General features: G+C 37.7%; 12 protein-coding genes and 2 pseudogenes. 4 read left to right on the top strand and 10 right to left on the bottom strand.

Features of this window, described 5'->3' with window-relative positions:
- Positions 1-104 precede the first annotated feature (104 nt).
- The 3 genes and pseudogenes from T260_RS130740 to T260_RS01000000137925 form a co-directional block, all read left to right on the top strand.
- Positions 105-1,295 (top strand): ISL3 family transposase, encoded by a 1,191-nt coding sequence (locus tag T260_RS130740; RefSeq protein ID WP_023633891.1) that lies wholly within the window; start codon positions 105-107, stop codon positions 1,293-1,295.
- 588 nt (positions 1,296-1,883) lie between these two features.
- Entirely contained in the window at positions 1,884-2,042 is a 159-nt protein-coding gene (locus tag T260_RS1000000139810) for a phospholipase D-like domain-containing protein (RefSeq protein ID WP_023633892.1), read from the top strand.
- Positions 2,026-2,752: pseudogene (locus T260_RS01000000137925) on the top strand (SDR family oxidoreductase); the annotation flags it as partial. The gene T260_RS1000000139810 and the pseudogene T260_RS01000000137925, both read left to right, overlap by 17 nt.
- Before the next feature lie 22 nt (positions 2,753-2,774).
- On the opposite strand, the gene T260_RS130735 reads toward T260_RS01000000137925, so the two are convergent.
- The 8 genes and pseudogenes from T260_RS130735 to T260_RS0120125 form a co-directional block, all read right to left on the bottom strand.
- Positions 2,775-2,984, bottom strand: a complete 210-nt coding sequence (locus T260_RS130735) for a GNAT family N-acetyltransferase (protein WP_023633894.1) — start codon at positions 2,982-2,984, stop codon at positions 2,775-2,777.
- Positions 2,985-2,989: 5 nt separating this feature from the next.
- Positions 2,990-3,625, bottom strand: coding sequence for an alpha/beta hydrolase family protein (locus T260_RS130730; protein ID WP_023633895.1), 636 nt, complete (start codon positions 3,623-3,625; stop codon positions 2,990-2,992).
- A 346-nt stretch (positions 3,626-3,971) separates the two neighbouring features.
- A pseudogene (locus tag T260_RS01000000137930) lies at positions 3,972-4,428 on the bottom strand (GNAT family N-acetyltransferase).
- A 110-nt stretch (positions 4,429-4,538) separates the two neighbouring features.
- Positions 4,539-5,642, bottom strand: a complete 1,104-nt coding sequence (locus T260_RS130725) for an SAVED domain-containing protein (RefSeq protein ID WP_023633896.1) — start codon at positions 5,640-5,642, stop codon at positions 4,539-4,541.
- A gap of 4 nt (positions 5,643-5,646) precedes the next feature.
- Positions 5,647-6,117, bottom strand: a complete 471-nt coding sequence (locus T260_RS130720; protein WP_013876920.1) for a Mov34/MPN/PAD-1 family protein — start codon at positions 6,115-6,117, stop codon at positions 5,647-5,649.
- Complete coding sequence (locus T260_RS130715) at positions 6,114-7,928, bottom strand: E2/UBC family protein (RefSeq protein ID WP_023633897.1); 1,815 nt, start codon at positions 7,926-7,928, stop codon at positions 6,114-6,116. Before T260_RS130715 ends, T260_RS130720 begins: the two co-directional genes overlap by 4 nt.
- Positions 7,929-7,937: 9 nt before the next feature.
- Positions 7,938-8,978: a nucleotidyltransferase domain-containing protein gene (locus tag T260_RS130710; RefSeq protein WP_023633898.1), complete on the bottom strand. Its 1,041-nt coding sequence runs from the start codon at positions 8,976-8,978 to the stop codon at positions 7,938-7,940.
- Positions 8,979-9,441: 463 nt separating this feature from the next.
- Positions 9,442-9,639, bottom strand: coding sequence for a hypothetical protein (locus T260_RS0120125; protein ID WP_023633899.1), 198 nt, complete (start codon positions 9,637-9,639; stop codon positions 9,442-9,444).
- Positions 9,640-9,805: 166 nt separating this feature from the next.
- Here T260_RS0120125 and T260_RS130705 point away from each other — a divergent pair, with 166 nt between their 5' ends.
- The gene (locus T260_RS130705) at positions 9,806-10,450 is read left to right on the top strand and encodes a zinc metallopeptidase (RefSeq protein ID WP_023633900.1); all 645 of its coding nucleotides are present in this window, start codon (positions 9,806-9,808) and stop codon (positions 10,448-10,450) included.
- Positions 10,451-11,532: 1,082 nt separating this feature from the next.
- On the opposite strand, the gene T260_RS1000000138280 is transcribed toward T260_RS130705, so the two are convergent.
- Together T260_RS1000000138280 and T260_RS01000000137940 are read right to left on the bottom strand one after the other, a co-directional pair.
- Positions 11,533-11,730 (bottom strand): hypothetical protein, encoded by a 198-nt coding sequence (locus T260_RS1000000138280; RefSeq protein WP_023633902.1) that lies wholly within the window; start codon positions 11,728-11,730, stop codon positions 11,533-11,535.
- A 328-nt stretch (positions 11,731-12,058) separates the two neighbouring features.
- On the bottom strand, positions 12,059-12,715 hold a 657-nt coding region (locus tag T260_RS01000000137940), incomplete at its 5' end, for an ExeA family protein (RefSeq protein WP_236620426.1).

Consider the following 12,715-nt stretch of genomic DNA (forward strand, 5'->3'; position numbering starts at 1 on the left):
GGTTCATCACCAAATTTTGTGATTTAGTGACAAAAAAGAGAAAGCACTGACGAGATCCTGGCAATAATGTTAGCGGTGAAATCAACATTAAGGAGGTCTCGTAAGTGCTTTCGATACCACTAGGATTGCCAGAATTTAAAGTGATTAAACAAGAACTTCTTTCCTATGGTTATGCGATTCATGTAGAGAAAACAGAGACACAGGAACGCTGCCCTCATTGTGGGTTTGCCACTTCCTCTGTCCACGACAGACGGACAAGAAAAGTACGGGATTTGGCGATTTTCCATCAACCGGTGTACTTGTTCGTAAAGGTAAAGCGCTATCGGTGCTGGAATTGTTCCCAAGTGTTTTCCGCCTCTTTGGAATCGATTCAACCCAATCAACACTACACCAATCGATTTTGTGAGTACTTGTATGAACTTTGTGAAGGCTCCACCATTCAAGAGGTTAGCCGAAAGCACCGCATCCCATATACGACATTGGAGCGCATCTATTACTTCATTGCATCGAAAAAAGCAAAAGAGCGTCAAACAGCGATAGAAGCATCTTCTCAAGAAGAGATGGTGCTTAGCTTAGATGAAATCGCGGTAAAAAAGGGACATCAGTATGAAACCGTATTGATGGATGCCAAAGCCGGATCGGTCATGGGAATGCATGCCGATCGCCAATGTGACTCCGCCATCAACTTGTTGAGCCAAAATATCCTGTCGAAAGAAATGGTCCAAACGGTGATTCTTGACATGTGGGAACCTTATCATAAGGCGGTTCGCGCCCTGTTTCCATCTGCTTCGATTGTCATCGATAAGTACCATGTGGTTCAAAAAGTGACCCAAGCCTTGGATCAAGCAAGAAAGGAATTTTCTCCATTGAAAAAGGCTCGATATCTTCTCTTAAAAGGCTGTGAAAAGCTTCGTAAGGACCAACGGCGTCGATTAGACGATATCTTGGAGGAGTATCCGGTACTCTCCATTGCTTATTATCTGAAAGAGTTGTTTCGGGATTTTTACCGAACCGATGGATATAACGAAGCAAAGGAACGCTTGGAAGAATGGATTCAGTTAGCTAAACAGAGCCCTTTTGCTTCTTTTCAGGAAGCAGCCAACACGCTTGAAAGGTGGAAGGAGCCGATTCTTTCCTACTTTTTGTGCCCATATACCAATGCCCGAATCGAGGGGACGAATCACAAGATCAAAAACATCAAACGCCGGGCATATGGCTATCGAAATCGAGAACGGTTTCGTTTGCGTGTATTTCTGGAGTGTACAGGGAACACTACAGGTAGTCAGGCTGCTTAAGCGCTCTCTTCTTCCGCTATCGGTATGATAGTTGGTAGAATGGAACCCGTCAAGGAAAGCACTTGACTGTTTCCATTCTACCAACTTCGTGGTCTGTATGCGGAAGAAGGATCCTGACTGATGAACCGATTTCATCCAGCTAACATATTTCTGGGGTTGAGTGGAAATCACAGAAAATGGTGAAGACCCNAACCCGTCAAGGAAAGCACTTGACTGTTTCCATTCTACCAACTTCGTGGTCTGTATGCGGAAGAAGGATCCTGACTGATGAACCGATTTCATCCAGCTAACATATTTCTGGGGTTGAGTGGAAATCACAGAAAATGGTGAAGACCCAAATATATTTTCAGATTAATTTTAGCATATTTCGAAAATGATTTTTTTGTTTAAAAAAACTTAAGAAAATTAATACTTTTTAAAAATTAAAACAACCTACAAACAAAAGCGATTGGACATATTCCAAAAAGACAATTAATAAAATAAATGCTACATACATCCACAAAAGAAGCAAAATTTATTTTACGAAATCTGTTCCATTATTTTCATGATACATTCCAATAAAAAGTATTCATTAGGGGGGAACAGGAATTGTCAAAACTTGTTGATGGGGCAGATTTCTTTAAAAAATTTTGGGAGGATATTGCCGGTGCAGAAAAGTCAGTTATGATTATCTCTCTATATATTTCGAAAAAGGCAGTGTTAAAAATAATTAATAGATGGAGGGAATCTTGTGAATCAGACTTTTGACAAACAACCTGTTGCGTTTGTTACAGGAGCTTCAAGCGGCTTTGGTTTGCTGATAAGTGTGGCACTTGCCGGCGAAGGTTATCGCGTTCTGGCTTCAATGAGAGATTTGGATAACAGAGGACGGCTGGAAGCGGCGGCGAAAGAAGCGGGTGTAACAGATCGGATTGAAATTGTCCAATTGGATGTGACCGATTTTTCCGCCGTGGAAACGGTGATCTAGGATGTGATTCACCGTTACGGACGAATTAATCTGTTAGTGAACAATGCGGGTTATGCAGCGGGCGGCTTCACGGAGGAACTTGCTGTTGAAGAATGGCGCCGGCAATTTGAAACCAATTTTTTCGGCTTGGTGGCAGTAACGAAAGCGGTTTTGCCATCGATGAGGGAGCGCAGAAGCGGCAAGATTGTGAATATAAGCAGTATCAGTGGATGAATCGGATTCCCTCTATGGGACCTTATGTGGCATCCAAGTTTGCGGTGGAAGGATTCAGCGAGTCTTTGCGTTTAGAGATACTACCGTATGGCGTTCATGTAGTTTTGATTGAACCGGGATCTTATAAAACAGATATCTGGTCAAAAGGGTTGGGAGTAGTAATGATCAATCCGAATTCTCCTTATGTTAAAGAAAAGAGATGAAGGCAATTTTGAAATATGTCAATCAGGTTGCCGACACGGCACCTGCTCCGAATGAAGTGATCCAACAGATTGTGTAAGTGGCAAATTTTCGATACACTAACTGATTTCATAAACTAACCATTCAGACAATTGACCACCCATTTTGTTGTAAAGAGATTGAGCAACTAAATTATCCTTTGCAGTTTCCCATGTCATGTAGGCAAAATCATTCTCTCTTATATAAGACAAGCATGTTTGAAACAGTTTCTCACCTAGTTTTTGCTCTCTTGCTTCTGGTATCACAAATAAGTCATTTAAAATAGCCATTTTTTTCACCTGAATGCATTGATTTCAACAGGAACATTTGTATCTCCCGTGCCGTGCCAAATTTTACACGGAATAGGAGCTAATGCAAGTTTTTCAAGATCAAACGATTTATCAATATATGCATCTACGGTACTATAATCAATTTCATGCGATAAAGCAATTGCATGTCCCATTGGGTCGTCCATGTCTAAATTATTCTTCTTAATATAATCATTTTCGTATTTTCTCTGTTCTTTTACGTTTAAAAGTGGCTGTGAAAATGCAACTGATCGAACAAAATCAACGTTTCTCATTAATCTTAAAGCGAGCAGACCTCCCATGCTAATCGGAAACAAATGAACAGAATAATTAATTCCTGTTTCTTTCACCATATACTCATGTAAATTTTTGATGTCTTGTAGGGCTTTATCATTTCCAAAATTCGCCCCATGAGCATTGGAATAACCGATTGTGTACCCCTCTTCCAATAAAGAGTGAAATAATGCTTTTTTATTTAAATTTTCATGCCAATCACTACTATTGTTTGATACAAAGGCAATAGATCCACCTAAAAAAATAACGCCATAACCATTCGATTTTTTAGGTTGCCCAATGTAAGCCCATTGTCCGTCAATATTTACAAATTGCTCCCTAATAGACAAAATAATCACCCTTTTCTATTTGTTTTACCTTTCCTAGACCTACTTCACACTAACCCGCTCCGTTAGCCGACCATGAAGCGAGCTTCAATACAGATGATGGAAGTTAACTCGTTCTTCCATTGAGGTTGAATAAAATAGTCGATGTCTTATTTAGGCATCGCACCCATTAGAAAAATCATTTATTTTGTTTTTGGCTCTGTTAAATTTTAATGTTGATTTTTTGGATATGTAAAAGACCGTCGTAAAAATTGACGGTCATGCTTTTTCTTGTCTCCTTTCATTTAATTAATGATTCCCGTTGGTATGTTTTATTAATACCCCTTATGCTCTCCAAAATTTGATTTCGTTACTTAAAAGGTTTCTCTAATTCCCAATATAACATTTCATCTTTAGCAGAAGTTCTTTCCATTCCTACCTTTTCAAGAACCCTGATAGATGCAACGTTGTCTTCTAAACATTCGGCAATAACTTTCTCTACTTGTCCAGAAGAAAATGCCCAATCAATTAGTCCTTGAACTGCTTCTGTTGCAAAACCTTTATTTTGTGCAGCCGGAATGATACCATACCCTATCTCCACTGTCTTTCGGTCATTAGGCTTTCCCTTGAATCCAATATCACCAATAACTTGATTATTCTCCCTAAGTATGACAAACCAAACACCCCAACCTTTAACGGAAGAATCTCTCTTTAACTGCTCCAAATACATTTCAATATTGAGGTCCCATATCATATTGATTGGATAATTTATAGTAATTCTCTAAAGTACATGGAACAATTAATAAACGTTCAGTATTAACTTCCAAAACTCTCCCCCAAAAAAAGTTTCTTGCTTGATTTTATCACATACATTTATTAAATAATTTTTCAACATTCGTCACTCGTATTAGTAACCCTCTGACAAATCTAAACATCATCAAATGCTAAACGCTCTCATATACTTTTTCTCGTTCCTATTACTGTATTCATATAAATGGATTTCTGGCAAAATATTATCATTCACACAACGTCCTAGCTCAAAAGCGAGCCCAGCGGGTCCATAATAAAATAAGTGAATTTCTTTATAATGATGTAAGTCGTTTAGTCTATAGAGTTCTTTACGAAATGCACGTTTGATGTTTGTTACGTCATGATTGTATAATACGGAATTTAATTGAGGATTTTCTATACGAATATCCAAGTGTTGATAAGCTGTTCCTACCGCTTCTTTTATCAATTCCTCTGTTATCGTTCCGCTCACCTGAACTGTTACTACCAGGGATTCATGCACTTCATCCGTTTGGCTTATGATAACTTTTTGCGGGATAGAATCTTTACTTTCATCTTCTAAGCACCATTTCTGACTATCCCTGTCGAACTGGAAAACCACTGCTGGAACAGTATCAGAAATTAATTTACCCAAATGAATTAGCAATGGAATCGGAGATAAAGGAAAAATATAGAGATAAGCTCCTGTATATTCTCTTTTCGACTGGACAATCTTTTGAAAAAACTCTTCATTTTCTTTTTTGGCTAATTCCCAACCTTCAGGAGAGAAATCCGTAAATTCCTCTTGAATGGCTACAGCATCCAAAATTAATGTATCAATTTCATCTGAAAGTAAGATAGTATCAAGAGGGATGCTGTTTTTTCTTTTGTGTAACACTGCTATCGCTTTCTTATTTTGCGATAAACGACTCATCACCCATGACTCGTGTTTTTCTTTCATGTCAAACAAAACATCCGGTGGATATTGCTTTACATTGGTGTCAATTATATGGTGACATTCTTTACACATGAGCATCAGATTCATTAATGAGTCGATGTTTTCCTCAGTGATACCATACTCCTCAGCAAATTCACGCCGCGGTGCATTTTTCCCGTCTCCCTTACCGATAATATGTGCTCTTTCGCCAAGATTGACTTTTCTTTCAATATCATCAAAGATTAATACTCTTTTGCATTTTGCACACATTCCACCGGAAGCCACCCAAAGAGCTCTATCATCAATGGTCGATAATTTAAATGCATCTCTAGCCATGTTATCAGCACCTCGTTAGTTTTTTTATTTCCAAATTGGGTCTAAGTCCAACCCAGACGTCTACTGATTTAGTTCCTACGATGATAAAGAATAATTTATCGGAATCACAAATGGTATCTTTTAGGACCTTTTTCCATTCTCTCAGGTCGTGAGGTGATGGGATAGGATGTGGTTCGGGGTGGGTGTGCCATTCCCCTAGATAATTGCATGTCCCGTCACTTTCTTCCCAAACAGCATGGATTATCCTTTGGTGGTCTTCTCTACACTTTTGAAAAAAATAGCGTTTACGAACATCTCGTTCCATAGGCACCGTTACCCAGTCTACAACAACATCTTCTGAGTTTTGGATAAACCGCCCTAATAAAACGCCCCCTGCTTCTTTATCATTTCTGCTCACTTGACGATATTGATGAAACACAGAAACCACTTTTTCGCTTAACTTCAATAATCCTTCGGTTTCCCCCTTAAAAATCATCTTGTTTCCCCATTTCCACATACTGGACAATGTTCTACTTTATATTGATATCTAGAGTCAAAAAGTTGTTCACTAGATAACTCATATCTTTTGCTTACCCTAAATCCTTGAGACAAAAGCTCAGTAGCATCGCCTTTCCATGAAAGAAGCGGATTTCCTTTTTCTTCTCCATTCAAGGTTTTCACAGCTAATCGAGTGGCAATAATTGCCGTTTGTAAGGCATCCATTGAACCGTAAGGCGTAAAAACCGATTCACAACCTGCCAAGGTCTTTCCAAAAAATTGGTCAGGAGCAGCAAAGGATGCTTTATTGGGAATTAAGTGGTTGGCATCATCAGGATGTGTAAATAAACATCGAAAGCATCCCCCGTTCTGCTGGTTCTTCGTAAGTAAAGAATGTCCGCCTATGCCTAAAGGGTCTAGCCAAGCATAGATGACAGGTGGTGCGCCTCCCATTTGGTGAAACTGTTCGTTCAAATACAACTCAACCGTTGGAGAACCTAATGCAACGATAATCAAGTCAGAATTTATTATAAGTTGCCTATCTTCTTCCATTAGGTCAAGAACATCCGCTATTTCATACTCAATATTGAGACTTGGAAAATGATTATATAATTCCATAGTCAGTGCCTCGGCTTTTGAAATAGTAGAAAATCGATTTTCTAAACGCCAATATAAACTCTTTGCTCCCAACTCATGGCGGTAAATATTATCCACATCCAATACATCTTTATCAATCAAGGTAAAGGATGTAACACCTGCTCTCGCCAACTCAAAAGCAATCCTACTCCCCAAAGACCCTAGACCAATCAGCGTGACTTTCTTTCCAATTAATCGATTATTCCCAATGGTACGATTTAATAGATATTCTCTATCATGTCGCTTAATCGTTAACGGGGTAATAGAAAAGGCAGATTGCGCTTTCTTTAATGGATGTTGGAAGGGATAACTCCTTTTTACATTTCCCCTCTTTTTAAAATCAGAGAACAAAATACCAAAGAGAATCTTTTGTCCTTTCTCTAGTGGGATAGAAATAAGCACATATTCTCTATCGTTTCTTTTAAACATCCGTTTCTTTAAATAAGAATTGAGTTTCCTCTTGGTGGAGCTGGTAATGTTATCAAAAATCATTTTTCTTATCTGTTTGATGTCCCAAAATTCCCAATACGCCGGAGGTTTTATATTGGTACCTTCCCTTAATGGGATGTATATACCACTGTAAGATCGAAAGTCCTTTAACACGTCACATTTATAAAGCGTCTGCAGATATCTCTTTGTTCCACTATCCAAGTTGTCAACTATAACGGTTTTTCCTGTTTTTTCATCCATAAACACCATCATTTTTTCAAAAGTATCGCTAGGCGAGAAAAGGGTATCCACTCTTTGCGTCTTTTCTTGTCTTGACCAAAACGATTCAAATTCTTTAAGAAAATCAGCTTGATTCCTTTTTAAAATTCCATCTCTTAACGTGGTTTCTGCACGATGAAAGGCTTCTTTTATAATGCCGGAGGGGTTGCTCTGGTCTAAAAGCAACCCCTCATCGTGGGAATAACAAATGAAACCATCTTTCTCAATATGCGGGAGAAACCCTAAAGCTTTTGGGTTCTTCAGGAAAAACATAGGCTTTTCTAATGGGAATCGTTTCGGGAGTGCCACCTGCATAGTAACCATTTTACCTTCAATAGCAAAAGAACCCTCGAAAGCAGCTTGAAACGGTCCTCGTTTACTATTCACTTCGTAGCTCGGTATTCTCTTTACTGAAGAAAATAATTCATGTAAACCATATTCTATAGTTTCTTCAAGCTCTCTCATCTATTCACCTCATGCAGAAGAATGGTCTACAATGATTGCTGGTCCTCTTTTTTGAGCGGTAGTTGACTCTTCAGGAACTGGGAAGTCATCCCCAAATTCCTCTTGTAACAACTTGCAGGCTACTACTGGGTCCGCTTCATTTTTCGCTTGTTGGAGCTTGTCCAATAAACATTGGAGCTTCTCTTTAAAATCGGTCATCTGTTTCCCGGTCATTTTTTCGTAAATATCGTTGTAAGGTGGTGTAGGAAGATAAACTTGCAATCTTTCTTCAAGCTCATTTTCCTCGTTGAAAACCCAAGCGAAAGCATTCAACATACTTTGAACAAATGATTCTATAGCGTCCAAATCCTTATAATTCTTTGTATTAGTAAAACCATCATAGGTATATTTTGGTTGGAAGTGCGTTAACCCAGCAACGGTTAATCCAATCCCCGATGGACGATTTACCTGTCCTTTAAATTTGATGTCCTTCCATCTTTTTAAATATCGAATAACCCGTCTGAACTGCTTTCTGTCTTCACTATCTGTAAAATGATTCTTAATGTCATTTACCAATGTTTTCGGGTCAGACTCTTCCCAATAACGATTTTCAGCGTTGCTGTTTAACTTGCCTTTTGCCAGATAAGTTTTTTCATCAGATTCATAGTCTGCGTAAACGGCAAAATCTACATGGTAATTCCGTTCATCTTCGCCTTCCGCTTTAAACTTCACTGTAACGCAAGGCTTTTTCATTTCGACATCTTCATAATCTTTGGTTAGAGCATCATAGACCCATTTTTTCACAGTAACAGGGTTAGGGTAATCATCTTTAGAAATATTGAACAGCAGTCCCACATCAATGTCATAGTCGCCGTCATCCAGTGGCTTGACTCCTGTGTACATAGCATAACTACCTTGATGAAAGATTTCAAAAGATCCAGCATCTGAAGGCATATTCGCCTTTAATATTTCTAATAATTCATCCCGTTTGTCTCTTAATTCTTTGTTGTCGTCATAATCAAGTTTAATTGCATCATGGAAACTATTAAAATATGATTGTAAATTTGCCATAAAGCACCTCTTTTCCTAATTGATGAGATAGTTAATCGTTCTTTCGGATTAGAAACACACATTCGTATATCAGTGAATTTATTATAATTTTTTCCAATTAAAAAATCAACAAATTTTCCAGTCATTTTTAAAAAAACAATATTTCATTATTTTTTTACAATATAATTACTACATATAGTATTTTATTTGTAAAATATTGGGGTTTATTTCCTACTAATATGGAAAAAGTTTATTTTACATTTATGTTGAGTTTTTACTTTCCCAACAAAATACATAGAAAAAAATAAAAGACCGATATCTTTTTGAAATCGATCCCGGAACAAGTGTAACGTAAATGGTTTCATTTTTTATCTCTTTAACACTGAAGATAAACGTGATAATATATTCTTCGGCATGGTGACCATAACGAAGAGACAACACCATGTTTTCCTATTCCCTCTCTACTTTCAGTAATATTTCCATTTTACGAAAGGGCTTTAACTTTGAGCCTGTTTACCGCCGCAAAAACTTCATCAATATCTTCAGGTAGAATATGCGCTGGGTAATACTTTAGCTGCCCTTTTCGGATGACAAGGATATAAATGACTTTTTCCCTCAACCCTTTTCCATCATTCCAATCGACATCGGAGCAAGCAATAAAATACTGTCTTGTTTTATCCACCGAAGGAACTATCTCTTTGTAGTATACATTTTTAAAGAGCTCAAACCTTGTATTACGTATGGTTTGAGTTTTATCAACGTTTTTGTTAGTCGGCTATTCATAACAATCCTAGTAGTTACAATGATAAGTTATAATAAGTAATATCTTGTTTAAAGGAGGACTTGTTGTGATAAACGGTGAAAAATTCGCAAAATTGATTCTAACAAATAAAAACATTCCAAGTGAAAAGTGGAAAGTAGAAGAAATTCCAGATGCGAAAGGCAGAAAAAAATACAGTTATTTGGATTATAAACCTAATGGACTATCCAAAATCTACTTATCCAAAGATGTTTACTATGGTACAAGTATCACAAGTCTTCAAGTAGCTGCCCATGAAGTGGCACATTTTCTAAACAATAATAAACATAAAAAGAGATTTCGGCGGCTTAGGCTTTTTAATCGCTGGCTTTACCCTCTTTCAGTAATACTGGGATTATTTGTTTCAATTTACATATGGCAAAACATTCATAACGGAAATTTGACTATGTTCTTTCTATTTATCTGTAGTATTATACCACTTGTAATATCTATTATAGCTAGTAGAGAAAAGTTTATTGATGAAAAATTTGCAGATAATGCTTCATTGAAATTAATTTTAAGGTACTATCCAAAAAATGCAAAGCCACTATCAAGAGATTATCTAAAGCGTGTCATTTCTCTGAGACGTATTAACATTATCGCGGGAATTTGGTTATCTATATTGCCTGGGGTAATCCCTTTAATTTTTAACTTGATTACAGCCTCAGTTAAATTTTTTACTTATTGTTATTAGTGTAAACAACGTGGATAAAACAATATTTAGAAAACTGATAAATAAAGAAACCCAAATTACATTGTTTTTCACCGGTGTTAAAAAAAGATAAACCGCATGGTATACGAGTATTCCTACAAAAGCGGCAGCATTGGTAATCTTCGCTTCAGTCCAAAGATGATTATTATGTTTTATTTGTCTAACTATTAGATATAGTGCGCTGCAATACAAAAGGTTTAACAAAATGATTAATGATATAGGAACAAAGTATACAATTGGAAATATAAGAATACCTCCTTTTCATTTATCATTTAATAAGTTATTCAAAGTGTTTTACAATTCCTACAATACATATTAAAATACAACAAAACCTTTAAGAAACAAAAAGAAACGGGGGTTCCTTTTGGAATCCTCGTTTCCCATTTCTATTTACTCACAGCAGTGAGCATCGCAGCAAACTTCATTTTGTTCTTCGGTAGTGCAGCAATTTCTTCACATCATTTGTTTTGCTCCATGTAAGAACAGCGTTTTTTCCATCATCCATCTGTGGTGCCGCGAATGCGGCATAGGTGGATAACGAAAGCAATACTTGAGAACGACTTTCCACCACAAAATCCGAATACTCATTATTTTATTTAATCCTAATACCAATCTACAGCAACATTATAACTGATGTCTTTTTCATGTTTAATAAATGTTAACACAATCGCAATGTCCATCGATAAAGTATAAAAAGCGAGGCTACATTAATGATTCTCACTTCAAAGTGTTGAAAATGCTTGGCTTTAAAATTAAAATCCCATTAATTCATCATAAGATCTGTAGAATTTAGGTCATTGTTATAGGAGTCCGGATTGAACGTAAATTTTAATATTAACTCCCCCTGAGACATTCGTTTCAATCTTCGTTCAATATCCAAATCCCATGTATTTTCTAATGTTCCCCTGTAATCCAAAGCTTGTTGCAACATCTCCCATTGATCTTCTTTTCCTAAATCATTAAAGTAGTTCCTTTTTAGTAACCATTTTATTTTTTGTAACTTATCTGTTGTTAATCGGGCAAGATGCCTTTTTGGTAATACTGCTCGCTGATATAACTTGTGTTTAAGCATTGAATGGATTGGCAATTTGCGAATTTTTTCTATGTTTATTTTCTATGTTTATCAAACTCCCTTCATTTTCACGGGCTTGTTTGATAATGTCAAAAGGAATATCAGGATGAACAAAATAATTTTCAATCTCAGCTTGAGTAATTCCCAGCTTCCGGGCTATCGTAGCAACCTTTACTCTGTAAATTAGCACATTATTTCAGAATCCCTTTTTCAAATTATTTCGGACGGATTCGGAAATAATGTGCAAAATCTTTGCGAATTATTCCAGGTTTTGCAGATTATTTCCGAACGTTTGCACATTATTTCGGATGATTAACTAGANTGTAAATTAGCACATTATTTCAGAATCCCTTTTTCAAATTATTTCGGACGGATTCGGAAATAATGTGCAAAATCTTTGCGAATTATTCCAGGTTTTGCAGATTATTTCCGAACGTTTGCACATTATTTCGGATGATTAACTAGAATGAGGATGGATCGGGATGAAACATAACAGGGGCCGATCAGCCCCTGCTGTGTCAGTACCCCATTTCTTCGGCTGCCATACGCACAATGTCTTCGTCAATCATATGTTTTTTTAATTGAGCGCCGTATAACAGGCAAGTGGTGGCGAGGTTGTTGATGATCCGCGGCCACCCCTGCGACTGCAGGGCGATCGCTTCTAAGGCAGCTGGGGTAAAAATCGGGTGTTTCGCCCCCGCCTGTTTCAGGCGGTGTTCGATATATCCTACCACTTCTTCCTTATCAAGAGGCCCCATCTGGTATCGCATGATGATTCGTTGGTGAAGCGGACGGTGTTGATTCAACCGTAGTTTTGCCTGTAAATGGGGCAGCCCCGCCAAAATCAAGACAAACGGATTCGTTGAGTCCATGTGAAAGTTGAACAGGATCGCGATATCCTGCAGAAAGGCATCCTTCGCTAAATGCATTTCATCGAGGATGAACACTGACGTTACCCGTTGTTCATGATACAAGCGCTCGATCCCTTGTTGGATTTGATAAAACAAGTCGACCTTGCGGTATTTCGGCTCTTCCCCGAGCCCGAAGGCAAGGCCGCGATAAAAGTCCATCACGCTTCCCGTTGACAATGGAAAATAAACGACGTGATACAGTGACGGATTCAGGGATTCCTTAAACGCCCGAAGGGCGAATGTCTTGCCGGCCCCTGGTTCACC

Source organism: Geobacillus thermopakistaniensis, from assembly GCF_000498995.1.
GTDB classification, from domain to species: Bacteria; Bacillota; Bacilli; order Bacillales; family Anoxybacillaceae; genus Geobacillus; species Geobacillus thermoleovorans.

Coding starts and splice junctions, on each gene's coding strand:
- T260_RS130735 (WP_023633894.1), bottom strand. CDS start 2,984: ATGGCTATTTTAAATGACTTATTTGTGATACCAGAAGCAAGAGAGCAA.
- T260_RS130725 (WP_023633896.1), bottom strand. CDS start 5,642: ATGGCTAGAGATGCATTTAAATTATCGACCATTGATGATAGAGCTCTT.
- T260_RS130720 (WP_013876920.1), bottom strand. CDS start 6,117: ATGATTTTTAAGGGGGAAACCGAAGGATTATTGAAGTTAAGCGAAAAA.
- T260_RS130715 (WP_023633897.1), bottom strand. CDS start 7,928: ATGAGAGAGCTTGAAGAAACTATAGAATATGGTTTACATGAATTATTT.
- T260_RS130710 (WP_023633898.1), bottom strand. CDS start 8,978: ATGGCAAATTTACAATCATATTTTAATAGTTTCCATGATGCAATTAAA.